The organism is Hymenobacter terricola, assembly GCF_017921975.2.
In the GTDB taxonomy this organism is placed as follows: Bacteria; Bacteroidota; Bacteroidia; order Cytophagales; family Hymenobacteraceae; genus Hymenobacter; species Hymenobacter terricola.
Window position 1 is genome coordinate 488718 of the sequence record NZ_JAGEMO020000001.1, and the last position, 24873, is coordinate 513590.

General features: G+C 61.3%; 17 protein-coding genes and 1 tRNA gene. 14 read left to right on the top strand and 4 right to left on the bottom strand.

Features of this window, described 5'->3' with window-relative positions:
• Window positions 1–229: 229 nt before the first annotated feature.
• A complete protein-coding gene (locus J4G38_RS01900) occupies window positions 230–802 on the top strand; it encodes a fasciclin domain-containing protein (RefSeq protein ID WP_210514688.1) in 573 nt (190 codons plus the stop codon).
• 202 nt (window positions 803–1004) lie between these two features.
• Here J4G38_RS01900 and J4G38_RS01905 read toward each other — a convergent pair whose 3' ends face one another.
• A complete protein-coding gene (locus J4G38_RS01905; protein ID WP_210514691.1) occupies window positions 1005–2087 on the bottom strand; it encodes a LacI family DNA-binding transcriptional regulator in 1083 nt (360 codons plus the stop codon).
• A 600-nt stretch (window positions 2088–2687) separates the two neighbouring features.
• Between J4G38_RS01905 and nagB the strand changes: the two genes are divergently transcribed.
• The 6 genes from nagB (at window position 2688) to J4G38_RS01935 (ending at window position 14425) form a co-directional block, all read left to right on the top strand.
• The gene (gene nagB / locus J4G38_RS01910; RefSeq protein ID WP_210514693.1) at window positions 2688–4604 is read left to right on the top strand and encodes a glucosamine-6-phosphate deaminase; all 1917 of its coding nucleotides are present in this window, start codon (window positions 2688–2690) and stop codon (window positions 4602–4604) included.
• 99 nt (window positions 4605–4703) lie between these two features.
• On the top strand, window positions 4704–6005 hold the full coding sequence (locus J4G38_RS01915) for a sugar MFS transporter (protein ID WP_210514696.1): 1302 nt from the start codon (window positions 4704–4706) through the stop codon (window positions 6003–6005).
• Complete coding sequence (locus tag J4G38_RS01920; RefSeq protein WP_210514698.1) at window positions 6002–6937, top strand: glycosyl hydrolase family 18 protein; 936 nt, start codon at window positions 6002–6004, stop codon at window positions 6935–6937. Before J4G38_RS01915 ends, J4G38_RS01920 begins: the two co-directional genes overlap by 4 nt.
• Window positions 6938–7646: 709 nt before the next feature.
• Window positions 7647–10691, top strand: a complete 3045-nt coding sequence (locus J4G38_RS01925) for a SusC/RagA family TonB-linked outer membrane protein (RefSeq protein WP_210514700.1) — start codon at window positions 7647–7649, stop codon at window positions 10689–10691.
• Window positions 10692–10726: 35 nt separating this feature from the next.
• Entirely contained in the window at window positions 10727–12316 is a 1590-nt protein-coding gene (locus J4G38_RS01930; protein WP_210514702.1) for a SusD/RagB family nutrient-binding outer membrane lipoprotein, read from the top strand.
• Window positions 12317–12553: 237 nt separating this feature from the next.
• The gene (locus J4G38_RS01935) at window positions 12554–14425 is read left to right on the top strand and encodes a beta-N-acetylhexosaminidase (RefSeq protein WP_210514705.1); all 1872 of its coding nucleotides are present in this window, start codon (window positions 12554–12556) and stop codon (window positions 14423–14425) included.
• Window positions 14426–14432: 7 nt separating this feature from the next.
• On the opposite strand, the gene J4G38_RS01940 is transcribed toward J4G38_RS01935, so the two are convergent.
• Window positions 14433–15572, bottom strand: coding sequence for a DnaJ domain-containing protein (locus tag J4G38_RS01940; protein WP_226163059.1), 1140 nt, complete (start codon window positions 15570–15572; stop codon window positions 14433–14435).
• A gap of 145 nt (window positions 15573–15717) precedes the next feature.
• On the opposite strand from J4G38_RS01940, the gene J4G38_RS01945 reads away from it, so the two are divergent.
• The 5 genes from J4G38_RS01945 to J4G38_RS01965 all read left to right on the top strand — a co-directional run bounded on the left by J4G38_RS01945 (window position 15718) and on the right by J4G38_RS01965 (window position 20130).
• The gene (locus J4G38_RS01945; RefSeq protein ID WP_210514709.1) at window positions 15718–16095 is read left to right on the top strand and encodes a phage holin family protein; all 378 of its coding nucleotides are present in this window, start codon (window positions 15718–15720) and stop codon (window positions 16093–16095) included.
• Window positions 16096–16101: 6 nt separating this feature from the next.
• Window positions 16102–16980 carry a hypothetical protein gene (locus J4G38_RS01950; protein ID WP_210514712.1) on the top strand — a complete coding sequence of 293 codons (879 nt, stop codon included), beginning with the start codon at window positions 16102–16104 and terminating at the stop codon, window positions 16978–16980.
• On the top strand, window positions 16952–17737 hold the full coding sequence (locus tag J4G38_RS01955; RefSeq protein ID WP_210514714.1) for a geranylgeranylglyceryl/heptaprenylglyceryl phosphate synthase: 786 nt from the start codon (window positions 16952–16954) through the stop codon (window positions 17735–17737). The genes J4G38_RS01950 and J4G38_RS01955 overlap by 29 nt, the downstream gene beginning before the upstream one ends.
• A gap of 172 nt (window positions 17738–17909) precedes the next feature.
• The gene (locus J4G38_RS01960) at window positions 17910–19322 is read left to right on the top strand and encodes a phytoene desaturase family protein (protein ID WP_210514715.1); all 1413 of its coding nucleotides are present in this window, start codon (window positions 17910–17912) and stop codon (window positions 19320–19322) included.
• Window positions 19315–20130 (top strand): alpha/beta fold hydrolase, encoded by an 816-nt coding sequence (locus J4G38_RS01965; protein ID WP_210514718.1) that lies wholly within the window; start codon window positions 19315–19317, stop codon window positions 20128–20130. The genes J4G38_RS01960 and J4G38_RS01965 overlap by 8 nt, the downstream gene beginning before the upstream one ends.
• 134 nt (window positions 20131–20264) lie before the next feature.
• Here J4G38_RS01965 and J4G38_RS01970 read toward each other — a convergent pair whose 3' ends face one another.
• Entirely contained in the window at window positions 20265–21440 is a 1176-nt protein-coding gene (locus J4G38_RS01970) for an FAD-dependent monooxygenase (protein ID WP_210514721.1), read from the bottom strand.
• Between the two features lie 57 nt (window positions 21441–21497).
• A tRNA-Thr gene (locus J4G38_RS01975) sits at window positions 21498–21573 on the bottom strand.
• Window positions 21574–21852: 279 nt separating this feature from the next.
• On the opposite strand from J4G38_RS01975, the gene J4G38_RS01980 reads away from it, so the two are divergent.
• A complete protein-coding gene (locus J4G38_RS01980; protein ID WP_210514723.1) occupies window positions 21853–22113 on the top strand; it encodes a hypothetical protein in 261 nt (86 codons plus the stop codon).
• A gap of 206 nt (window positions 22114–22319) precedes the next feature.
• Window positions 22320–24860 carry a YfhO family protein gene (locus J4G38_RS01985; protein ID WP_210514725.1) on the top strand — a complete coding sequence of 847 codons (2541 nt, stop codon included), beginning with the start codon at window positions 22320–22322 and terminating at the stop codon, window positions 24858–24860.
• The last annotated feature ends 13 nt before the right edge of the window (window positions 24861–24873 follow it).

Here is a 24873-nt window from a genome sequence, read left to right on the forward strand (position 1 = left end):
CAACCGGATAAAGTCTGATGATTGGCGCCGCAGAGTAAATACTTCTGCGGTGGCGTCGGCACTCGCTCATAATCAGCGACTCGGGGCCTTCGAGGGCATCTTGAGCGGCCGCTTAGCGAGCCCGGCCAGCGGGGCTATTCCAGAAAACTTACTGCCGATGCAATCCGGCTGCCGAACCAGTGGCGTAGGTGGGTCATCATTCAAAACATCAAACCATTCCTCTATACCAATGAAAAAGTCTTTGTTCTCCCTCGCCTTCGTAGCCCTCTTCAGCGTTGCCGCTACCACCACGGTTTCGGCCCAGACCAAGAAGATGCTCGGCACCGTAATGGTGGGCGGTGCGGCCATGTACCCTACGAAAAACATCGTGGAAAATGCCGTTAACTCGAAAGACCACACCACCCTGGTGGCCGCTGTGAAAGCCGCCGGCCTGGTTGAGACGCTGGAAAGCGCTGGCCCTTTCACCGTATTTGCCCCTACCAACGAAGCCTTCAACAAGCTACCCGCCGGCACGGTAGAAACCCTGGTGAAGCCCGAGAATAAGGCTACCCTCACCAAAATCCTGACCTACCACGTCGTAGCTGGCCGCATGACCTCGGCTGACCTCATGAAAGCCATCAAGGATGGCAAAGGCACGGCTACCCTCAAAACCGTGAGCGGCGGCACCCTGACGGCCATGATGAAAGGCAAAGCCATTGAGCTGAAAGACGAGAAAGGCGGCATTTCGACCGTGACCATCGCCGACGTGATGCAGAGCAACGGCGTTATCCACGTCGTCAACACCGTGCTGATGCCCAAGTAAGGCTTTCTGCGCACTTAAGTTGTCAGTTATTAGTTGTCTGTTGTTAGTATTTTGACAATCATCTGACTGACTACTAACAACGAGCAACTGACAACCCGTTTACTTTTGAACGGCTACTTAAACGCAAACAACCGCCGTCGGCCCTGAGCCGGCGGCGGTTGTTTGCGTTTATAGGTTATTGAGGAAGGTGCTGGCCGGCTTCTTACTTATCGACGTAATACTGCAGGTTTTCCTTGGTGATAATATCAAGCGGGAGATACTTCAGCGCGGGGACCTTCTTCTTGAAAACCAACAGGTCGGCCAGTGCGGAGATGCCCCAGTAGCCCTGTTTTTTCGGGTTTTGATTGATGAGAAAATCAATGACGTTCTCGTTCAGGAAGTGAATGTTTTTTTCCAGCAAATCGTAGCCCACCAGGCGAATGTCTTCGCGGTGGTTGGCTTGCAGATAAGGCGCGATTTCGTAGGCCTTGGAGGTGCTCACAAAAATCCCCTTGAGGTGGGTGTGCTCGTCGTCGAGCAGCCGGTTCAGCTGCCGGGCAAATGCCGGGTCGGTGGGCTGGGGCAGGTCGATGCTGATGATGTTGAAGGGGGGGGGTGGGGGGCCATCCGGCGCGGGCGCCAACTGGGCAAAGTAGTCGCGGAAACCCCGTTCCTTTTGGGAAATATGGACCGAGTTGGCAATGTCCTCGGCAATGTGCGCGATGACGAACGTGCCCGGCTGCGACTGCCCGAAGTGCACCAGCTTGCCCGCCAGAAAGCCGCTCTGGTACGAGTCCTGCCCCACGTAGCTCAGCGACTGCAACTCGGCGATGTAGGTGTTGAACAGCACATAGGGAATCCCCTGCTGCTGCCAACGCTCAAAAAATGCCAGCGACTCGCGGTAGAACAGCGGCGCAATCAGAATGCCGTCGGGCTGAGAGAGCGTAGCGGCTTCCGCCTGCTTCAGGAAAGAGTCGACCTCCGTCAGGTTGTAGGAATGGATGGTAACGTGCACCCCGTACTGCTTCAGCTCGCGGGCGGCTTTCTCCAGGCCGTTCCAGGGGGCCTGCCAGTAGGGGTCCAGGGTATGGTCGGGCTGGAGCACGGCCAGCTCGTAGGTGCGGTTCGAGCCCAGGGCGCGCGCAATCATGTTGGGCTCATAGTCAAGCTCCTGCATCATGAGCAGCACTTTCTGCCGCACGTCCTCCGATACCCGGCCCCGGTTGTGCAGCACCCGGTCAACGGTTCCTACCGAAACGTTGGCCTTGGCCGCGATGTCCTTGATGCGCACCGCACTTTTTGCCATAATACTATCCTTAGTGCCTGCTTGAAGATTCATTCAAAGGTATGACCGAAAGAAGCAGGGAAAAGCCCGGTTCGGGCCCGCTGGAAGCCCTGCCCGGTCACTCACTATTTACTGCGACTTCCTCCCGAAGCCGATTCGTTTATGGAAGTAAATTGGAATCAATGCACCGAAGTTAGCTGTTGCGCGCTCTTCATTCTTTGGGGTGAAGGCAGGGACCTATCTGTTCATTTTCATATTTGGCGGCCGGGTTAGGGAGTATGAGCCCCGAACGTATAAATCTTCTGCGTGTGCGCACACTTGGCAGGAATATTTTTGCGTGTGCGCACACATTTTTTTCCAAATTCGCTTGCTTTGTCCGAATTGAGTCTGTAAGTTTGATTCTATCGGATGAGCAGCTGTCCGGAGAGTCCTATTTCAAAACGGGTGATTTTATTGGCAAAAGAATAGTAGTGAAAAGATTTACATAGGAGCAATAATTCATAAAAATGTAGCAGAATATCATCAAGTATATCTTAAGATTCCTGTACCCGGCAGGCCTTGCAAATTGAATCGTCTGCCTCGCTCGCTCATTCCGCAAACTTTTACCTCCGAAAGCCCGCTATGGAAGTCTTGAATTACTCCGAAACCACCTTCGAGAAGCTGCCGGTCACGATTTTCGATGAATCCCGGGAGGCCGTTATCAGCATCGCCTATGAGATTGCGGAGCTGATTCGCCACAAGCAGAAAAAGGGTAAGAAAGCCGTGCTGGGCCTGGCCACCGGCTCGTCTCCCATCGGAGTGTACAAAGAATTGATTCGTTTGCACCGGGAAGCCGGGCTGAGCTTTAAAAACGTGGTTACGTTCAACCTTGACGAGTATTACCCCATGCCGCCGGACGAGCTGCAGAGCTACGTCTACTTCATGCACGAGCAGCTGTTCGACCACGTCGATATTCTGCCCGAAAACATCCACATTCCCGACGGCACGCTGCCCATCGAGAAAGTGAAGGAGTACTGCCAGGCCTACGAAAAACTGATTGAAGACTGCGGCGGGCTCGATTTGCAGCTGCTGGGCATTGGCCGCACCGGGCACATTGGCTTCAACGAGCCGGGCTCGTCCATCGCCTCGGCCACCCGGCTGGTGAAGCTCGACCCGCTCACGATTACCGACGCCGCCAAGGACTTTATCAAGGAAGAATACGTGCCGCTGCGGGCCCTGACCATGGGCGTGGGCACCATCATGAAAGCCCGCAAAATCATTCTCATGGCCTGGGGCGAAGGCAAGGCCAAAATCCTTCAGGAAACGGTGGAGGGCCGCATTTCGGACGAGGTGCCGGCCTCTTTCCTGCAACAGCATCCCCACACGGAAGTGGTGGTGGACCAATGGGCCGCCCTGGAGCTGACGCGCATCAAAACGCCCTGGCTGGTGGGCATGTGCGTGTGGGACGACGCCCTGATTCGGCGGGCAGTAATCTGGCTGAGCCTGAAAACGCAAAAGCCCATCCTGAAGCTGACCGATGAAGACTACAAAGACGGCAGTCTGAGCGACTTGCTGGCCGAAGCGGGCAGCGCGTATAGCCTGAACATCAAGGTGTTCAACACCATCCAGCACACCATCACGGGCTGGCCGGGCGGCAAGCCCAACTCGAACGACGCCCAGCGCCCCGAGCGCGCCGTGCCCGCCCTGAAACGCTCGCTGATTTTTAGCCCGCACCCCGACGACGACGTGATTTCGATGGGCGGCACCCTGCTGCGCCTCGTCGACCAGGGCCACGACGTGCACGTGGCCTACCAGACGTCGGGCAACATCGCCGTGTTTGACGACGATGCCCGTCGCTACGCGGATTTTGCCCTGGATTTTGCCGAGAAGCTGAACGTTGGCGTAGAAAGCACGCGGCGGGAGCATGCCGACGTGGTGGAGTTTCTGAAGCACAAAAAGCTGGGCGAGGAAGACAGCGCGCTGGTGCAGGACATTAAGGCGCTGATTCGCAAGGGCGAGGCGGCGGCGGCCTGTCGCTTCTGCGGCGTGAAGGAGCCGAACGTGCACTTCATGAACATGCCGTTTTACGAAACCGGCCAAGTGAAAAAGAAGCCCTTGGGCGAGGCCGACATCCAGGAAACGGTGGACATTTTGCGGGCCATCCAGCCGCACCAGATTTTCGCGGCTGGCGACCTGCGCGACCCGCACGGTACCCACCGCGTGTGCCTGGACGCTATTTTTGCGGCCCTGGCGCGCCTAAAGGGCCAGGAAGAATGGGTAGAAGACTGCTACCTGTGGCTCTATCGCGGGGCCTGGCAGGAATGGGACGTGGAGGAAATCGAAATGGCCGTGCCCATCAGCCCCGAGGAGCTGATGCGCAAGCGCAAAGCCATTTTCAAGCACCAATCGCAGAAAGACAGCGCGGTGTTTCCGGGCAACGACAAGCGCGAGTTCTGGCAGCGCTCCGAAGACCGCAACCACGCCACCGCCAAGCTCTACGACCAGCTGGGCCTCACGGAGTACGAGGCCATGGAAGCGTTTGTGCGCTACCGGTTTTAGCACCGGTTCAACCATATAATAAGGCCGCCGTGCAGATGCTTCGGCGGTGCGGACGCTAGATGAGCAGGACCAGTCAACGTCTAAATCCTCGTATTGAAAATGGCCAGAAACCGAGCAAGCGTCGTTCCGCCCCTGGCCATTATTGGGGCGCTGTTTTTCATTTTTGGGTTCATCACCTGGCTCAACGGGACGCTGATTCCGTTCCTGAAAATCGCGTGTGAGCTGACGTATTCGCAGGCCTTGCTGGTCACGTTTGCGTTCTACATCGCCTACGTTTTCCTGGCCATTCCCTCGTCGCTGATTTTGCAAAAAACCGGCTTTAAGAACGGCATGGCCCTGGGTTTGGTGGTGATGGCGGCCGGGGCGCTGGTGTTTGTGCCGGCGGCGCTAGCCCGCTCCTACGGCCTGTTTCTGACGGGGCTGTTTGTGCAGGGGGCCGGGCTGGCCTTGCTGCAAACGGCATCCAACCCTTACGCCAGCATTCTGGGGCCCATCGAGAGCGCCGCCCAGCGCATCAGCATCATGGGCATTTGCAGCAAGATAGCCGGCGCCCTGAGCCCGGTCATCATCGGGGCGGTGGTGCTGAAAGGCGCTACGGCTTTGGAAAAACAGCTGGGCGGCACCATTTCGCGGGCCGGGAAAGAAGCCTTGCTCAACGAGCTGGCGCGCCGGGTGGTGCTGCCTTACCTCATCATGGCGGGGGCGCTGGTGGTGCTGGCGGGGCTCATCAAGCTGTCCGGCCTGCCGGAAATTGATGCCAACCAGGAGGCCGTGAAAACCGGTTCGAACGAGCCCGCCAAAAGCATCTGGCAGTTCCCGCACTTGCTGCTGGGAATAGCGGCCATTTTCTGCTGTGTGGGCGTGGAAGTCATCGCCGGCGATACCATCATTCAGTACGGCCGGTTGCAGGGAATCAGCCTGGACATTGCCAAAAACTTCACCTCCTTCACGTTGATTGCCATGCTGGCAGGCTATTTTATTGGAGCCGTCACCATTCCCCGCTACCTGACGCAGCAGGCGGCGCTGGGCATCTGCGCCGTGGTGGGCGTGGGGTTCGCCGGGGGCATTGTGCTCACGCATGGCTACGTGTCGGTGCTGTGCGTGGCCTTGCTGGGCCTGGCCAATTCGCTGATGTGGCCGGCCATTTTTCCCCTGAGTATCAAAGGGCTGGGTGGGTTCACGGAGCAGGGCTCGGCGCTGCTGATAATGGGCATTGGGGGTGGGGCCGTGTTGCCATTTCTATACGGAAAAACCGGCGAGCTGCTGGGCTTGCAGCATGCCTATATCATCTTGGTGCCCTGCTATTTGTATATCCTGTTTTTTGCCTTGAAAGGCCACGCTTACCACGCAAATGCGCAGCTGAAATACGCCGTGCCCGTCATCTCAAAACAGCCCTCATGAAAACCCCGCGGTTACTGAGTCTGACGTTGCTTGTCCTGCTGCTGGCATCGGGCGCGGGGTGGTGCCAGTTCCGGGTGGTGGGCTACCTGCCGGCCTGGCGCGGCGACGTGAGCGCGGCCCAACTCGCCCAGCTTACGCACGTCAACTACGCCTTCCTGCTGCCCACGGACACCGGTGGCCTGCAGCCCCTCGAGAACCCCGCAAAACTACGGCGCTTGGTGGCGGCCGCTCATGCCGCGGGAGTGCGGGTGCTGGTGTCGGTGGGCGGCTGGCACGATGGCGACCACCGTGCCTTCGATGCAATTGGCGCCAACGCGGGCTACACCAACGCATTTACGGCCAATCTACTGCATTTTGTGGCCGAGTACCATCTTGATGGCGTGGACCTCGACTGGGAACACCCCGACACTTGCACAGCCAGCCGCTACGCGGGCCTGGTGCAGCAACTCGCCGCCCGGCTGCATGGCGCGGGCAAGCTCCTGACGGCCGCAATCGCCGGCGGCACCTGGGCCGGGCCGGGCATCCAGCGCAGCGTATTTGATAACGTTGATTTTCTGAATATTATGGCCTACGATGCGGCCCCGCCGGCGCACTCCACCTATACGGGTGCGGCGCAATCGCTGGCTTACTGGAAGGGGCGGGGCCTGCCCGCCAGCAAGGCCGTGCTGGGGGTGCCGTTCTACGGCCAGCCGGGCGGCGAAGCCTTTGCCACGCTGCTGGCGCGGGGTGCCCCGCCCGGAGCTGACCAATTTGGCGGCGTGGGCTACAATGGGCTGGCCACCATCGAGCGCAAAGCCACCCTTGCGCTTGACCAGGCCAGTGGCCTGATGATTTGGGAACTGACGCAGGATGCTACCGGGGCCAATTCCCTGCTCGCTGCTATTAGCCGGGTGGTGGCGCAGCGGGCGGCTGCCGCCCTACCGGCGCGCTAGCGGCGAGTGCCTACTTCCAGGTATGGTGGCCGCGCAGCAGTCCCGCGGCGCGTCTTATTTCACAGGTTAAGTAGTTGCTAAAAGTTATATCCGCTCAAACTGAATACTGAATTATTTATTTTGACTCATCGCGTAGCAACCAATGCCCAGAAGTGGCTAAAAAATAATTGCGTGTGCGGGCACTCTCATTGGAATGTTTTGCGTGTGCGCACACATTTTTTTCTCGAATTTCTTGCTTTACATATTTCAGGTAGGTATGTTTGGGTTATATAAGTTGCTTTCTGTTCGAATAGTCTTATTTGTTAGCCTTTGCAAGGCCAAACAGTAAGCTTGTGAATGACGCGTTCAACCAGGCCTGGCCTGATGGCGCAGTGCCCCCGGCACGGCCAGGACTTCCACGGTTTTATCCTGCCACGACATCGTTCAGGCCTAAAATTCGTGGTGTGATTTACCCTTGAGTATCTCCTCTGGGTGGTGCGGCCTGGCCGCTGCCGCCCGGCTCCGGCCGCGAAAGCCGCCCACTTCTGTTGCCGACCCGCCGCTGATAGTCCACCGTCTCCAGCACCGCCTCAGCCATCTCACAGTACCTTGATTTTCAGGATTTTTAGCCTGTTTTATCATCAAGAATAGCCGAAATCCTTTGTGGGATTTTGCTATTGCCGTGGCCTTGCCGTGTTTTTTTCATCCCCTAACCAATCACCTGAAGCCCATGAAAACATTTACCTGGCTCACTATCATGCTTTTACTGGGCTTGCAGGGCCTGGCACAAGCGCAAACCAAGTCGGTGACTGGCAAAGTCACCGACGCCAAAGGCAGCGCGCTGCCAGGCGTTACGGTCCTCGTGAGAGGCACTAATCAGGGCATCAGTACCAATGCCGAGGGCACCTATTCCGTGGCTGTGGGCGACACGGCCACGCTGGTGTTTTCGTCGGTGGGCTTTGAGGCGCAAACCGTTTCGGTGCGTTCGGAATCCGTCATCAACGTGACGCTGCGCGAAAGCTCGCAGGCACTGAACGAGGTGGTGATAACGGCCCTGAACGTATCAAGAGAGCGGAAAACGCTGGGCTACTCGGTGACGGAAATCAAGGGCGAGTCGCTGACGCAGGCGCGGGAAACCAACGTGACCAACTCGCTGGTGGGCAAGGTGGCGGGCCTGAATGTGAACTCGACTTCGGGCGGGCCGGGGGCTTCCAGCAACGTCATTATCCGGGGCGTGTCGAGCCTGAACCAAACCAACCAGCCGCTGTACGTCATCAACGGCATTCCGGTGGAGAGCCAGCCCAGCGTGTCGAATACGGGCGGGCAGTACGACAACTCGCCCGATTTAGGCGACGCCATCTCGAACATCAACCCCGACGATATCGAAACCATTTCGGTGCTGAAGGGCGCCGCGGCCTCGGCCCTGTACGGCTACCGCGCCAAGGCCGGCGTGATTCTGATTACGACCAAAAGCGCCAAAGGCAACGACGGCGTGGATTTCAACAGCAACTACGTGGCCGAGAAAATCTACAACCTCACCGACTGGCAGTACGAGTACGGCCAGGGCGCCAACACCCTCAAGCCGACCACGGCGGTGGGAGCGGCGCAGGTGGGCAACTCCAGCTGGGGCGGCAAGCTCGACGGCTCCAACGTCATCCAGTTCGACGGCACCACGCGGCCCTACGTGGCCCAGAAAGACAACCTGAAGAACTTCTACCGCACGGGCAGCAGCTGGACCAATACCGTTGCCTTCAACAAGAGCTTCACCGGCGGCTCGGTGCGCCTGTCGGCCAGCAACCTGAACAACAACGCGGTGGTGCCCAATTCGGGCCTCGACCGTCAGACGTTTAACTTCGCTGGCACGTTCGACCCGTTCAAGCACCTCACCATTGACGCGCGGGCCAACTACATCCTGGAGCAGGCCAAAAACCGACCCATCCTGGCCGACGGCGCAGGCAATGCCAACTTCAACGTGGCTTTCCTGCCCACCAGCCTCGACGTGCGCACCTTGCAGCCGGGCACGAAAGCTGACGGCACCGAGCTGCAGTACAACACGGGCAACCCGTACAACACGAACCCCTATTTCGCGGCCAACAACTTCGTCAACAACACGAAACGCGAGCGGCTGCTTTCGTCGGTAAGCGCCCGCTACACGCTGGATAACGGCTTGTTTTTGCAGGGCCGCGTGGGGCGCGACGGCTACACCGACCGGTTTACGGCCGTCACGCCTTCGGGCACGGCCTATTTGCCGGCGGGCAAGGTGACGGAGGTGACCACCCAGGTTACGGACCTGAACGCGGACGGGCTGGTGGGCAAAACCTTCAAGGTGGGCAACGATTTCGCCATCACCCCGAACCTGGGCACCAGCTACCGCCGCACCAAGTCGGAGGCGTTCCAGAATATCGGTTCTGATTTGGCCGTATTTGGCGTCAACACCATTGGCAACGCCAAGAACAAGTCGGCGCAGTCCTTCGTGAGCGACCAGGAAATTCAGTCGATTTACGGTTCGCTGGATTTGTCTTATAAGGAGTTCCTGTTTCTGACGGCCACAACCCGCCGCGACTGGTTTTCGACGCTGGCCTCGCCCGGCAAAACCAACGACCTAAGCGTGACTTACCCGGCCGTGAGTGGCTCGTTTGTCTTCTCTGAGTTGTGGAAGCCGGACTTCCTGTCGTTCGGCAAAATCCGGGCGGGCTACTCGAAAGTGGGCCAGGCCACCAACCCCTACCAGACGCAGCTGAGTTACGCCTTCCTGCCCACCACGCTCAACGGCCTGCCGCTGGGCACCATCAGCCCCGACAACGTGAACATCCCGAACAGCAGCCTGATGGCCTCGAAAGCCACCGAGTTCGAGATTGGTACGGAGCTGGCCTTTGCCCAAAACCGCGTGCGCCTGGACCTGACGGTGTACAAGAAAAAGTCGTCGGGCGAGATTGTGTACGCGCCGGCTTCCATCAGCTCGGGTTACCAGGGCGCAGTGCTGAACTCCGGCGAAATGGAGAACAAAGGCGTGGAAATGCTGCTCACGTTCGTACCCGTGAAAACCAACGATTTCACCTGGACGTCGTCCTTCAACGCGGCCTACAACAAGAACACGGTGCTCTCGCTGGCTGCCGGCCAAACCCAATCGGTGTATGCCACCTCGCGCTCCGGCGTGGGTTTTGTGGGCCAGATTGTGGGCAAGCCCTTCGGGCAGGTGCTGGCGTACGACTACAAGTACAACGCCGACGGCAGCATCGCGACGACGACCAACGGCGTGCCGGTGCGCGGCGACCTCACCTCGTTCGGCACCGCCTTCCACCCCTGGACCGGCGGCTGGAACAACGATTTCAACTACAAGCGCCTCACGCTGGGCGTGCTGATTGACGGGAAGTTCGGGGCCAAAATCTTCTCGGCCACCGACTATTACGGCACGGTGTTCGGGCTGCGCAAAGAAACCCTGGTGAACCGCGAAGGCACTTTCGGGGCCGACAAAGTGGACGCCGCCACCTACTACAGCACCCTGGCCAACAACGTCTCGAAGGACTTTGTGCAGAACGCCAGCTTCATCAAGCTGCGGCAGGTGACGCTGGGCTATTCCTTCGCCAGCGCGCTGTTCAACAACAAAATCCAGCGCCTCAACCTGAGCCTGGTGGCCCGGAACCTGTTTTTCATCTCGCGCAAAACCGATAACATCGACCCCGAGGGCAGCTACAACGCTTTCGCCCAGGGCCTGGAGCTGGGCGGCGTGCCGCCGGTGCGCACCTACGGCCTCAACCTGAGCGCCAAATTCTAATGCTTTCCACCCGGTTATTTTCAACCTGCCTCTCCATGAAAACCGTCCTCAACAAATACCGCGCCCTGGCCGTGATGGGCCTGCTCCTGGCCAGCGGCTGCACCAAGGAATTCGACGACATCAACACCAACCCGTCGACCTACAGCCAGGCCACCTTCGACGCCAACTACCTGCTGACCACCGCCCAGCTGGGCTACACCGGCAGCTCGGACTTCGCCTACGACACCTGGCGCGCCAACCTGATTTACAGCTCCACCCTCATCCAGGGCCTGTCGACGGTGGTGAGCTACTGGGCCGGCGACAAATACCTGCTCAACGAGGCCTACACGGCCGCTTACTGGGGCGGCACCACCGTGGGCGCCTACGTGGAGCAGGTGAAGCCCATCACCGACCTCGTGGAATCGACCGCCGGCAAGGACCGCTACAAGAACCTGCACCAGATTGGCCGCATCATGCGCGCCCTGATTATGGAGCGGATTACGGATTTGTACGGCGACGTGCCCTATTCCGAGGCCGGCATGGGCTACTACAAGGGCATCATCACGCCGAAGTATGACCGGCAGCAGGACATCTACAACGACCTGCTGAAGGAAGTGGAAGAAGCCACCAACGCCCTGGACCCGGCCGCCGACATCCCCACCGGCGACGTGTACTACCACGGCAACATTGCGCAGTGGCAGCGCTTCGGCAACACCCTGATGCTGCGCATGGCCATGCGCCTCACCAAGGTGGACGCCGCCAAGGCCCAGGCCTACGCCACCAAAGTGCAGGGCAAAACCATGCAGAACAACGCCGATAACGCCTTGGTGACGCACGATGTTTCCGGCGCCCGCGTCACCCAAAACCGCAACAGCCAGGTGCTGCTCGGCGACGGCGGCCAGGAAAACTACTACGTGAAATGGTCGAAGACTTTCATCGACTACCTGCAAGCGACCAACGACCCGCGCCTTTCCAAAATCGCCGTCACGCAGCTCTACCTGACGGATGTGACCAAGGCCCAGAACCCGGCCGCCATCTCCGCCGCCGCCGCGCAAAAGGGCATGCCCAACGGCCGCGACCTGAGCGGCCGGGCCGCCTACGACATTTCGACGGCCTCCAACTACACCACGTTCCCCGCCTACTCCTCGCCCAGCCCCGGCCTGATTAAGCGCGACGGCCCCACCTTCGTGCTCACCTACGCCGAGTCGGAGCTGCTGCTGGCCGAGGCCGCCCAGCGCTGGAGCCTGGGCAGCGCTTCGCAGCACTACGCCGCCGGCGTCACGGCCGCCAGCACCTACCTCAGCCAATACGACGCGGCCCTCACCGTGGCCCCGGCCGACGTGGCCACTTACCTCACGGCCAACCCCTACAACGCCGGCACCGGCCTGCAGCAGATTAACACGCAGTACTGGGTGCTGACCAACACGATGCTCGATTTCTACGAATCGTGGGCCAACTGGCGCCGCAGCGGCTTCCCCGTTCTCACGCCCGTGGTGTACCCCAACAACGCCACCAACGGCCAGATTCCGCGCCGTTTCCCCTATCCCACGTCGGAAATCACCAGCAACCCGGAGAACTACCGCTCGGCCAGCTCCACCGTGCCCGGCGGCGACAACCTGAGCGGCCGCGTGTGGTGGGATATTTAACCTAAGTAGCCGTTCAAAAGTAAACGGGTTGTCAGTTGCTCGTTGTTAGTAGTCAGTCAGGTGATTGTCAGGGTACTAACAACAGACAACTAATGACTGACAACTTAATTGTCCTTCCTTTCTGAGCTTGAGAACCAAAAGGGGCTTCGCTGCAAAGTGGAAGCTTCTTTTGGTTTTCGGGCGAAGGACCGTCAGGCTCACTTCCCCTTACAACTCCCTCCCATTCCGAAACCCCTTATGCCCTTCTTCCTTTCTTTCAAATTCCGGCTTTCCACCCTGCTGGCTGCCGGCCTGCTGGCCACCGGCCCGGCGCTGGCGCAGCTTCCCGAAATTCCGGCCCAGCGCCTGGGCCTCGTGCCGCTGCCCCGCGAGGTGAAAACCTACGCCGCCACCTACGCCCTGCCCCAGAAAATCAGCATCTACGCCGCCAGCGCGGATGAGCGCAACGTGGCCGGCTTGCTGAAAGAACTGCTCACCGCCCTGGGCAAAACCGTGACGCTGACCACCAGCCGCCCCGCTGCCCAGATTACGCTGCTCACGGCCGCCACGCCCAATCCCGAGGGCTACCAGCTGGTGGTCGACAAGGCCGGTGTGCGCATTACGGCGGCCAGCGGCGCGGGGCTTTTTTATGGCAGCCAGACGTTGGTGCAACTGCTGCCGGCGCGGGCGGCGGCCCCCGCCCGCGTGCCCTACGTGCGCATCACCGACGAGCCGGCGTTCCGCTGGCGGGGCGCGATGCTTGATGTAAGCCGCCACTTTTTCCCGGTTTCCTTCGTGAAGAAGTACATCGACTGCCTCGCCACCTACAAGCTCAACACCTTCCACTGGCACCTCACCGACGACCAGGGCTGGCGCATCGAAATTAAGAAATACCCCAAGCTGACGCAGGTTAGCGCCTTTCGCAAGGAGACGCTCATTGGGGCCCAGCAGCTGTTCAAAACGCCCGCCGAGTTCAAGTTTGACGCCACGCCCTACGGCGGCTTTTATACCCAGGCAGAAATCCGCGACGTGGTGGCCTATGCCCAAAAGCGCTACGTCACCATCGTGCCCGAAATTGAGATGCCGGGCCATTCGGTGGCCGTGCTGGCCGCTTATCCGGAGCTGGCCTGCAAGCCCGGCCCCTACCAAACCTGGACGCAATGGGGCGTGACCGAGGACCTGGTCTGTCCCACGGAGCAAACCTTCCGCTTTTTCGAAGACGTGCTGACCGAGGTGAGCGCCCTGTTTCCGGGCAAATACATCCACATCGGGGGCGATGAAGCGCCGAAAGTGCGCTGGAAAGAAAGCGCCGCCGTGCAGGACATCATGAAAAAGGAAGGCATCAGTGACGTGGAAAAAGTGCAGGGCTGGTTCAACAACCGCATCGAGAAATTCCTCCGGAGCAAAGGCAAGAAGCTCATTGGCTGGGACGAGATTCTGGAAGGCGGCATCGATGCCAATGCCACCATTATGAGCTGGCGCGGCGAAAAAGCCGGTATCGAAGCCGCCCGGCACGGCAACGACGTGGTAATGGCGCCCAGCGGCTTCCTCTACATCGACGCCGGCCAGAACCCCACGCCCCACAGCCCCAACGAGCCGCTGATGATATGCTGCTACCTGCCGCTCGACAAAATCTACAACTACAACCCGCTTCCCAAAGAACTGAATCCGGAGCAGCAGAAGCACATTCTCGGCCCCCAGGCCAACATGTGGACCGAGTACATCACCACGCCCGAAAAGGTGGAGTATATGCTATTCCCTCGCCTGCTGGCCATTTCGGAAGTGGCCTGGACGCCCGCTGCCCAAAAGAACTACGCCGAATTCCTGCCCCGCATGAGCCAGCAGTTTGCCCGCCTCGATGCCCACAACATTAACTACCGCGTGCCCGAGCCGCTGGGCCTCGACAGCCTCAGCATGACCCGGCAGGGCGGCAAAGCCGTGTTCACGCTCCGCACCCTGGTGCCCGGCGCCCAAATCCACTACACCCTCGACGGCCTGCTGCCCGACGAAACCACCGAGCGCTACTCCAAGTCCCTGGCCGTGCCCCTGAACCGCCACCTCACCGTGCGCGCCGTCACCATTGCCCCAAACGGCCGCAAAAGCCCTCCCACCGAGCTGCTGGTGAAATAGCGCCAGCCTATTTGCAGGCCTCCCGGGCCGTGCGGGCGTACTCGTAGCCCAGCCGGAGGGCGCGGCGGTAGAACTCGCAGGCGGCCGTGGAGTCGCCGGTGTGCGCAGCCAGGCGGCCGAGCAGGAAGTGCGTGCGGCCGTCTTTGGGGTGGGCCTGCAGCACGTGGAAGTAGTCGGCGCGGGCCTCTTGGTAGCGGCCCAGGGCCGTTAGGGCCACGCCGCGCACCTGCACGTAATGCCACGGCGTGGCCGCCTCGGCCCGGCGGCGCTGGGCAAGGCCGGTGCTGAGGTCGGTTAGGGCTTCGTTGGGCTGGTGCAGGTCGAGCAGGCGGGCTTCGCCCCGCGCCAGGTAGGCGGCGCTGAGCGTGCTGTCGAGCAGCAGGGCGCGGTTGAAGCTGAGCTCGGCGGCGTGGGGGTGGCCCAGGTCGGCTTCGCAGCGGCCGAGGTGGTAGAGAATGTCGGCCGCCACGCGGCGGGACTGCGGCTGCAACAGCGCCGCCTGAAAATCGGCACGGGCAGCCCGTGGGTCGTGGTTTATCAGCTGCTCCAGCTCGCCGTGGCGGCGCAGGGCCGGGGCGTAGTCGGGCCGGAAGTGCAGGGTTTCGTCCAGAAAGCTGTAGGCGGCCGCCCACTGCCCACGGGTGTAGGCGCGCAGGCCATCGGCGTAGTTGCTGTTGGCCGTGACGCGGTCCATGGTCACTTTCACGGCCATCGTGAACAGGGCGATGCCCAGCAGGAGCAGCACGGTGAGCGTCCAGTCGCGGCGATTGAAACGGGTGGGCTGGCGCGGAATGCGCTGGTAGTGCCGCTCGGTGCTGCCGGCGGGCGGGCGGGTGCGGAGCGGGGCAGCGGGCGGCATGGGCACGCCGTAGACGTGCTGCGTGGCCGGCCGGTTCTGCTGGAGCCGCCGCGCTTCCTCGGCCCGCCGGGCGGCCTGGGCCAGCTGGAAATCGTAGCCGGCGCGGCGTTCGGGGTCGCTCAGAATGCGGTAGGCCGTAGCCACGGCCTTGAACTGGTCCTCGTAGCGCACGTCGCCGCCGTGCTTATCCGGATGGTAGCGTACCACCAATTGGCGGTAGGCCCGCTTAATGTCGGCCGCCGGGGCATCGGTGGCCACTCCAAGGACTTGATAATGATTTTGACTCACGCTGGGCAGCAAACACAAAGGACCTTACAAAAGTCAGCCACGCGCCGAAATTTTCCGTAGAACCGGCGCGGTCCGCTGCTCTTTTTAATAAGAAACCGGCCCGCCACTATTCTTTTTCTTTCTTGCCACTCCTTTTTCGCGCCGTATGGTCACCGACGACGACACCTCCAAAACCCCTCGCAACGACAGCCTGATTGGCAATTTAACTGGCTACCTCGACACGCGCATCGACCTGGTGCGGTTGGAAATCCAACAGAAAGCATCCACGATGCTCGTCGGCACGATTCACGGCGCTACCCTGGCCACGCTGGGGCTGCTGTTTATCATCTTTGTCAGCATATTTGCCGGTCTGGCCCTTAATTCGGCCTTGGATAGCCCTTTCTGGGGCTTCGGTATTGTGGCCGGCGTCTACCTGGTGCTGCTGGTGCTGGTGCTGGTGGGCGTGGACAAAGCCGCTTTCCAGGGCCTTGCCAACAAGGTGCTCAAGGACACCATTTACAAATCTGACAAACGCCAAGCGTAGCCTGCTATGAGTGACTTGCAAAACCCCCTGTTCGACGAAGAAAAAGAATTTCTCGAGCGCAAAAAACTGGAATACGAACGCGCCCTGCGCGGCGACGTCGAGCACATCAAAGACCAGTCGGTGATGGTGGGCAAAGTGGCGATGGTGGGCGCGGGCTTAATTGGCAGTATCTGGCTCATTGCTAAGGCATTAGGCGGCAAAAAACACAAGCGCGCCGCCAAAGGCAAAGCCGGTAAATACGACCCCCGACACGCCGCCGACCACGACGAGCGCGAATCGGACCACGACTACGAGTTTGGCACCGGGTACTTCAGCAGCGGCAAGCCATACGACAGCGCGGCTTCCTACAAGTCGGCCGCCGATTCGGCCCGGGTGTTCAACGAGCACCACGAGCACACCCACGAAGCCGACGACCTGGGTTTTGGCTCCACGGCCGCCACGCCCGTGGCGGAACATCCCGAAGCGTACATTAAGAGCTACTCGCCTGAGCCGGCGGACCAGCACGAGCAATCGGGCTACGACCCGGAAGAGTTTGAGGACGACCCATTTCAGGACCTTCCCTACGACGACAGCCGGCGCCTGCCCACCTCGCACGCGTTCGACGACAACGTGCGGGCCCCGGCCGCCAGCTCGCGCTCGCGCATGATTGGCTCCGTGCTGCAAGCCTTCCTGCAGTCCGATACCGGCAAGATGCTGGTGGCCCAAACGGCCGCCGTGGCCCTGGCTCTGGTGACAAAAAAGGTGAGTGAGTTTTTCCCGGCCACCAAAAATTCCGACCTTGCGGCTTCCCCCGCTCCGGCTTCGGCCGAATACGGGTTTTCTCCCGTCGCCTCGTCTGCTTCTCCTGTTCCCTCGGATGCGTCTTACCCCCCCCAGTCTCTATGACGCGCTGCGCACCCGTCAGCAGCACGGCCGCAAGGCGCTGGCCGTGTTGCTCGACCCCGATAACTTAGATGAAACCAGCCTGTTGCACCTGTTGCGCCTGAGCCAGGCGCATCCGGTCGACTACTTTTTCGTGGGGGGCAGTTTGGTGCTAAGCTCGCACCAGGCTGCCCTCATTGCGTTGATAAAGGAGCACTCCGACGTGCCCGTGCTGCTGTTTCCGAGCCACAGCCTGCATCTCGATGGGCCGGCCGATGGCGTGCTGCTGCTCTCGCTCATTTCGGGCCGCAACCCTGATTTTCTGATTGGGCAGCATGTGGTGGCTGCGCCGCGCCTCAAGGCCAGCGGCCTGCAACTGCTATCGACTGGCTATATGCTGGTCGATTCGGGCCGGCCCACTACGGCTTCGTACATGAGCGGCACCACGCCCATGCCGCACGACAAGCCCGGCATTGCCGCCTGCACCGCCCTGGCCGGCGAGCAGCTGGGCCTCAAGCTAATGTACCTCGACGGCGGCAGCGGGGCCCAGAACCCGGTGTCCGGCGCCATGATTGCGGCCGTGCGTGAGGCCGTGAGCACGCCCATTATCGTGGGCGGCGGGCTGAACTCGGGTGAGAAAGTATACGCCGCCCTGGCCGCCGGGGCCGATGTCATCGTGGTGGGTAACCACATCGAAGCCGCACCGGAATTCCTGGCCGAAGTGGTGGGCGTGGTGGCATCGTTCAACCAGCTGGCCCACGCGCGGGAGCTGGCCGGCTGAGCCGGGCAATGCGTTCATTACGTGCAGGCTGAAACGAGTAATTGCGCCGCCCGAATAACGATGTACACTGGAAATATCCGCCGTTAAGTTGTCAGTTGCTCGTTGGTTGATAAGCATTTGCCTGACAACTAACAACGAGCAACTAATAACGAGCAACCCGACTATTTAACCCTTGCAACCACCTTCTGTTCTCATCATCGGCGCCGGCATAGGCGGCTTGAGCGCCAGCATTCGCCTGGCCCGCCTGGGGTATCGGGTGCAGGTGCTGGAAGCGCGGGCCAGCGCGGGCGGCCTGGCTTCGGGGGTGGCGGCGGCGGAGTTTGCGTTCGATGCGGGCCCGTATATTCTCCTCGACAAGCCGGGGCTGGATTGGGCTTTTCAGCAATTGCGCATTGCCCCCGATGCCCTGCGGCTGACGCCCATCGAATCGGTATACCACGTGCTGCACGAAGACGGTACCACCACCGCCTTCGACCGGAGCCTGGATGCCACGGCGGCCCGGTTCGAAGCCGCGCACCCCGGCAGCGGAAGGCAGTACAAAGCCCTGGTGGTAAAGACGTTCCGGATTCATCAAAACCTGAAGCCGTTTACGTTCAAAACCCACCCCAACGTGTGGGACGTGCTGCGCAACGGCTCGCTGCGGTACGTGCCCTTCCTGCTCAGCTCCCTCGATTCGGTGCTGAAAAGCTCCGGCCTGCCGCTGCCGCTGCGCAAGGGCATCAGCATCTGGACGCATGTGGCCGGGCAGCCGGTGGCCCAGGCGCCCAGCCCGATGGCGTTTGTGCCCGGCCTGTTCCACCACATTGGCGCGTATTATCCCGAAGGCGGCATGCGGGCCGTGGCCGCCCTGCTGGAAACCACGGCGCTGGCAGCGGGCGTCAGCATTCGCTACGGCACCAGGGTAGCCGCCATTCGCACGGCTGGTAAGGCGGTGACGGGGGTGCAAACCGCCACCGGCGAATTCATTGCGGCCGAGGCGGTTATTTCCAATTCCAACGGCATCGGGACGTACACGGAGCTGGTGGAGAACTTCCCGGCGCCCGAAAAAGCCAAGCTGGAGCGGCTGCCGCTGCAGTCGCCGGGCGTGTGCGTGTACCTGGCGGTGCAGGGCCGCAACCCGCCGTACTACATTCGCTTTAAGCTGAATGGCACGGGCTGCACCGCTTTTGTGCAGCCGGGGCTGCTGGAGCCCGGTTTAGAGCAGGCCGGGTGGTACCCCGCCCGGCTCATTGCCCCGCTCGACCACGCCACGGCCGCCGCGCTGGGAGAAGCCGGGCAGCACCGGCTGATGGACGAGCTGCTGGCCGACCCGTGGTGGCGGGAAAATATCAGCGCCTACCGGGTGCTGCACCGGCGCACCACCTTCGAGTGGGGCCGCGAATACACGCTGTACCACGACAGCATGAACCCGGTGATGACGGCGAAATTCATGATTAAGGGCCGCATTGCCCACCGCAGCCCGTTTGTGCGCGGGCTCTACCTCACCGGCAGCTCCACGCATCCGGGCCAGTGGGTCAGCTTCTGCGCCATCTCGGGCGTACTGGCCGCCGATTGCCTGGCCCAGGATTACCCGGCCCATGCTTGATACCACCTTTGAATCGTACCGGGGCCAGCGGGTGCGCGTGGCCCGGCTCGGCCACGGCGAAGCCGTGATTCTGCTGCACGGCTACCCCGAAAACCTTCAGGTATTTGCCCGCCTCGCGCCCGGACTGGCGGCTGATAAGCAGGTCATTGCTTTCGACTGGCCCGGCATGGGCCACAGCGAAGAATGGCCGGGCGGGGCCACGCCGCTGCTGGTAGCCAGGCACTTGCTGCAGCTCCTGGACGCGTGGCAGATTGACCGGGCGCACCTCGTGGGCCAGGACATGGGTGGGCAGCCCGCCCTGGTGTTCGCGGCCGTGTACCCCGAGCGCGTGCGCAGTGTGGTGGTGATGAATTCGCTGGTGAGCGGCACCGCGAAAACGTCGTGGGAAATAAACTGGCTGCGCCGCTTTGGGGTGAACCGGCTGCTGTTGCGGCATTTTCCGCGGCTTATCTTCTGGCGGGCGCTGCATACGTTTCTGCCGGCCGGGGAGGGGCTCGAACCCGCCGTGCACCGGGATATGTGGGCCACGTTTCGGCAGCCGCGGGTGCGGCAGTTCATCGTGCGGATGTGCGCGGGCTACGAAGCCCAGCTGCCGCGCCTGCCCGCCTGGTACCAGCAGGTAAAGTGCCCGGTCCTGATTTTGTGGGGAGCCGAGGACAAGCATTTTCCCGTCGCCCACGCCCACGATTTGCAGGCCCAGATTCCTCAGGCGCAGCTGGAAATCATTCCCCACGCCGGCCATTGGATGGTGGTTGCGCAACCCACCGAAGTGCAGCGCCGAATCCAGGCCTTCTACCGGATAATCTAAGTTGTCAGTTGTTGGCCAGTAGTTGCTAGTTGTCAGTTGCTAGTTGTTCGTTGTCAGTTGTTAGTGTACTGACAACTTCCTGATTGACAACTAACAACTAACAACCAAAAACCAATAGCTAACAACCCAGCTGCTTAATAATTGAGCCGGTACACCTGGTAAAACTGCTGCTCCACCAGCCGGGCCGGGGCCGCCCGCATCAGGCCGTTGCGCAGGGCGCCCGCCGCTCCGGTCCAATAGCCAATTTGCCCCATCAGGCGAGATTTTTTTACGATGCTGGTGGCCTTTGGGCGGCGCAGCCGCTGCATGGCGGCAAAGGCCAGCTCCGGCGTGGGCTCGTGGTGCAGGCACTGGGCAATGGCATAAGCATCTTCCACGGCCTGGCAGCCGCCCTGGCCCATGTAAGGCGTGGAAGCGTGCGCGGCATCGCCAATGAGGCAAACCCTGCCGCGGCTCCACTGCGGAATGGGGTCGAAGTCGGCTATTTCATTGCGAATAATCCGGGTTTCGTCCGTGGCTTCCAAAATGGCCGGAATAGGATAGGCAAAGCCCTGGAAAATAGTATGTAAGCGGGATTTCAACCCGTGATGGTCGGCATCGGCCGGGGTGGCCTTCACCACCACAAACCAGTCGACCAACCCATCGGCCACTTCCGAAAACCCGAAGCGCACGCCCCCGGCCCACGCCTCCGTAATGGACCTTTTATAAACCGGGGCCAGCTGAATTTCCGTCATGCCCCGCCACACGACGTGCCCGGTCCCGGCAAACCGCACGCTTGGAAAAAGCTGCGCTCGCACGGCCGAGTGGATGCCATCGGCGGCGATGACGAAGCCGGCGGTGATGGTGGTGCCATCCGCAAACGCGACGTTCACTCCCTGAGGTACTTCGCGCAGCGAGACGCAGGTTTTGGCAAGCAGCACGTCGGCCGGGGCAATTTCGGCCAGCAACAGGGCCTGCAGCCGGGCCCGCTTGATGGCGGTGGTGGTGTGGCCAAACCGCTGCCGGATGCGCTCCTGGCTGGTGCGCAGGATGGGCCGCATTTGCCCGTCCACAATCTGAATGTTGTGCAAGGGCACGCCCGCGGCGTTGATTTTTTCGGCCAGGCCCAGGCGCTGAAATACCTGCATGGCGTTGGGAGCCATCCAGATACCCGCGCCGAGCGGCAGAATTTCCGGGGCCGATTCGCACACTTTCACGGCGATGCCCCGCTGTTGCAGGGCCACGGCCGCCGTGAGCCCGGCAATGCCTCCACCAATGATAATGCCGGGTACGTGCATGGAAAGAGCGGGAAGTTCGGCCAACTGGGACATAAAAAAACCCGAAAAGCTGCTTCCATTCAACGAGAAGTAACTTTTCGGGCGTAAGAATGGAGCCGCTTATTGGACTCGAACCAACGACCTGCTCATTACGAATGAGCTGCTCTACCAACTGAGCTAAAGCGGCTTGTGCCCAACCAACGGTTTTGGAAGGGCTGCAAAGATAGGCAATGCGCCGGAAGTGGCACAACCACCGCCTCAGAAAAATTTAGCAGCCCCGCCGCCCGGCCTGCATTTGCAGGCGGGCTAATGCCTGTAGCCGGTGAAAATTAGCCCAATCCGCGCCGCCGTCCGGGTCCGGCGGAAACGATAGCAACCGCCGCATCGTTTGCCTGAAATAAACGCGCCGCTCAGCCGTCAACGGAGGCGGGTTGTACCTTGCGGCGGCATTTACGTTATTGACTTTATGCGTTTCTGGCTCATCTTCATTCTTATCTTTTTTGCGGTGCGCTACGTGCTGCCCATCGTGTTGCGCCTGGCACTGAGCGGCTTCGTGCGCAAGCAGATGCGTAACGGCGGCTTCGTGGTGCCGCCGCAGGGGCCGGGTGGCCCGCCGCCCGCGCCCGGCCAGGTGCGCGTCGATTACGTGCCGCCCGTGGCTCCGGAGCGGGAGAAGCCGCAGGGTTTTAAGGGTGGCGAATACGTTGACTTTGAAGAGGTGAAATAAGAATAAGAACGCAAGGGCCGCAAACGAAGCGTGGTCGTCGTGCTGAGCGGAGCCGAAGCAGCTCTACCGCAGAAGTAAATGAGTCACTTGTGCGGTAGAGCTGCTTCGGCTCCGCTCAGCATGAGGTTCTGTTACCGGTAGCTCGCACCTTCGCGCGGTTCTACAGTACCTTCGGGGCCATTTTCATTTTCCCCAAAATTGCCCTGATGGCTGCTGTTGCTTCTGTTGCCCCTGTTTCGTCCGCGCCGTGGTGGCAACGGGCCTTGCCGCACGTATTGGCGGTGCTGTTTTTCGTGGTGCTGGCCTGCGTGTATTTTTCGCCCATCATGTTCGAGGGCAAAACCCTGGCCCAGCACGATATCACCCAGTTTCAGGGCGGCGCGCACGAGGCGCAGCAATACGCAGCCACCATGGGCAAAGAGGCGCTGTGGACCAACTCTATGTTCTCGGGCATGCCTACTTACCTCATCAGCCTGCACTTTCCGGGCGACTGGTCGGGGTATTTGCAGAAGGCCATGACCCTGGGCCTGCCCGCCGTGGTGGCCAACCTATTTCTGGCGCTGCTCTGCGGCTACATTCTGCTGGTGGCGCTGGGCGTGCGGCCCCTGATAGCCGTGGCCGGTGCCGTGGCGCTGGGCTTTTCGAGCTACAACCTCGCCATTCTGGCGGCCGGCCACAACACCAAGAGCCTGGCCCTGGCCTACGCGCCCCTTGTGCTGGGCGGCCTGCTGGTGACGTACCGCCGCGATAAGTGGCTGGGGGCGGCCCTGTTCGCCGTCGGCCTCACGCTGAACGTGCACGTCAACCACCTCCAGATTACCTATTACCTGCTGCTGCTGGTGGCCATTTTTGGCGTTATCGAGCTGGTTTCGGCGGCCCGCGCCGGGCGGCTGCCGGAGTTTGCCAAGCGCACGGCGCTGCTGGCCCTGGGCGCGGCGCTGGCGGTGGGCGTAAGCTTCGGCCGCCTCTACACCACAGCCCAATACAGCAAGTACAGCAACCGCGGCCCGAGCGAGCTGAAGTCGGCCGCTCCGACGGCTCCCGGCCAGGCCCCGGCTGCTGCTAACGCTGAAGAAGGAGGCTCGGGCGTCGACCGCGACTACGCTTTCCAGTACAGCTACGGCGTGGGCGAAACCATTACCCTGCTGATTCCCAACTTCTACGGCGGGGCCAGCCAGATGCCGCTTAGCACTGATTCTAACCTGGCCAAAGCCGGGCTGCCGGCCGAATATCTATCGGCCATGCCCACCTATTGGGGGCAGCAGAGCTACACGGCCGGCCCGGTGTACATGGGCGCGGTGGTGTGCTTCCTGTTCATTCTGGGGCTGTTTGTGGTGGAGAAGCGCACGCGCTACTGGCTGCTGGCCGGCACGGTGCTGTCGATTCTGCTGGCCTGGGGCAAGAACTTCGAGACGTTTAACTACCTGATTTTCGACCTGCTGCCGGGCTACAACAAGTTCCGGGCGGTGAGCATGGCGCTGGTTATCGCGCAGCTGGCCATGCCCATTCTGGGCGCGCTGGCCCTGAGCCGGGTGCTGCGGCCCCGCGCCGTGGGGCCTGCCGCGCCGGTGCTGCCCGGCACCAAGCCGGCCCTGACCGCCGATGCCATGCAACTGCTGCCCAAGGTGCTGTACGCCGGGGCCATTGCGGCGGGCATTTGCGTGCTGGCTTACCTGGCCAGCTTCAGCTTCGATTTCTCAGCTCCAATTGATGGAGAGCTGACCAAACAGGGCTTTACGCCGCAGCTGCTGGGCGCCCTGCGCGCCGACCGAGCTGATTTGCTGCGCAACGACGTGTGGCGCGGGCTGCTGTTCATTGGGGCGGCGCTGGGCGTGCTGTATTTCCACCTCAAAGGCCAGCTGAAGGTGCTGCCGGCGGCGGCCATCATGGTGCTGCTGGTGCTGGTGGACCTGTGGGGCGTGGACAAGCGCTACCTCGGCGAGAATAAATTCCAGCGCGAAACCATCGCCGAGGAGTTCCAGCCCACCCCGGCCGACCAGCTGATTTTGCAGGATAAAGACCTGAGCTACCGCGTGCTCAACATGCAAAACCCCTTCAATGAGGCGCAGACATCCTACTTCCACAAGAGCATTGGCGGCTACCACGGCGCCAAGCTGCGCCGCTACCAGGACCTCATCGAGCGCCAGATTTCCAACAACAACCAGCAGGTGCTCAACATGCTGAACACCCGTTACCTCATCACCGGCGACGCCAAGCAGCCGGTGCAGCGTAACCCCGGCGCCCTGGGCAATGCCTGGTTTGTGAGCGAGGTGAAAACCGTGCAGAGTCCCGACGAGGAGATGGCGGCCCTCGGCACCCTCAGCCCCGCCACCGTGGCCGTGGTGGACGCCAGCAAGTTCCCGCAGCAAAAAGCCGCGACCTACGACATCGCCGGCTCCAGCATCGCCCTCACCAACTACAGCCCCGACGAGCTGAAGTACCGCTACAACGCCACCCAGGCCGGGCTGGTGGTCTTCTCCGAAATCTATTACGCCGATGGCTGGCAGGCCTTTATCGACGGCAAGCCGGCCCCGCACCTCCGGGCCGACTACGTGCTGCGGGCTCTGCAAGTGCCGGCCGGCGCGCATACCATCGAGTTCAAGTTTGAGCCCAAGGCCTACGCCGTGGGCAACGGCGTGTCGCTGGCAGCCAGCATTGCGCTGTTGCTGGCGCTGATAGGCACGGGCGTGTACGTGGCCCGCCGCAAGCCCGGCGGCTACGAGCTGGCCGAGCCAGCCCTGGCGTAAAAGCAACTTGAGC

Excerpts from the sequence above, each read along its gene's own strand:
- J4G38_RS01900 (WP_210514688.1), top strand. The coding sequence starts at position 230 with ATGAAAAAGTCTTTGTTCTCCCTCGCCTTCGTAGCCCTCTTCAGCGTT.
- J4G38_RS01905 (WP_210514691.1), bottom strand. The coding sequence starts at position 2,087 with ATGGCAAAAAGTGCGGTGCGCATCAAGGACATCGCGGCCAAGGCCAAC.
- nagB (WP_210514693.1), top strand. The coding sequence starts at position 2,688 with ATGGAAGTCTTGAATTACTCCGAAACCACCTTCGAGAAGCTGCCGGTC.
- J4G38_RS01915 (WP_210514696.1), top strand. The coding sequence starts at position 4,704 with ATGGCCAGAAACCGAGCAAGCGTCGTTCCGCCCCTGGCCATTATTGGG.
- J4G38_RS01920 (WP_210514698.1), top strand. The coding sequence starts at position 6,002 with ATGAAAACCCCGCGGTTACTGAGTCTGACGTTGCTTGTCCTGCTGCTG.
- J4G38_RS01925 (WP_210514700.1), top strand. The coding sequence starts at position 7,647 with ATGAAAACATTTACCTGGCTCACTATCATGCTTTTACTGGGCTTGCAG.
- J4G38_RS01930 (WP_210514702.1), top strand. The coding sequence starts at position 10,727 with ATGAAAACCGTCCTCAACAAATACCGCGCCCTGGCCGTGATGGGCCTG.
- J4G38_RS01935 (WP_210514705.1), top strand. The coding sequence starts at position 12,554 with ATGCCCTTCTTCCTTTCTTTCAAATTCCGGCTTTCCACCCTGCTGGCT.
- J4G38_RS01945 (WP_210514709.1), top strand. The coding sequence starts at position 15,718 with ATGGTCACCGACGACGACACCTCCAAAACCCCTCGCAACGACAGCCTG.
- J4G38_RS01950 (WP_210514712.1), top strand. The coding sequence starts at position 16,102 with ATGAGTGACTTGCAAAACCCCCTGTTCGACGAAGAAAAAGAATTTCTC.
- J4G38_RS01955 (WP_210514714.1), top strand. The coding sequence starts at position 16,952 with ATGCGTCTTACCCCCCCCAGTCTCTATGACGCGCTGCGCACCCGTCAG.
- J4G38_RS01965 (WP_210514718.1), top strand. The coding sequence starts at position 19,315 with ATGCTTGATACCACCTTTGAATCGTACCGGGGCCAGCGGGTGCGCGTG.
- J4G38_RS01970 (WP_210514721.1), bottom strand. The coding sequence starts at position 21,440 with ATGTCCCAGTTGGCCGAACTTCCCGCTCTTTCCATGCACGTACCCGGC.
- J4G38_RS01980 (WP_210514723.1), top strand. The coding sequence starts at position 21,853 with ATGCGTTTCTGGCTCATCTTCATTCTTATCTTTTTTGCGGTGCGCTAC.
- J4G38_RS01985 (WP_210514725.1), top strand. The coding sequence starts at position 22,320 with ATGGCTGCTGTTGCTTCTGTTGCCCCTGTTTCGTCCGCGCCGTGGTGG.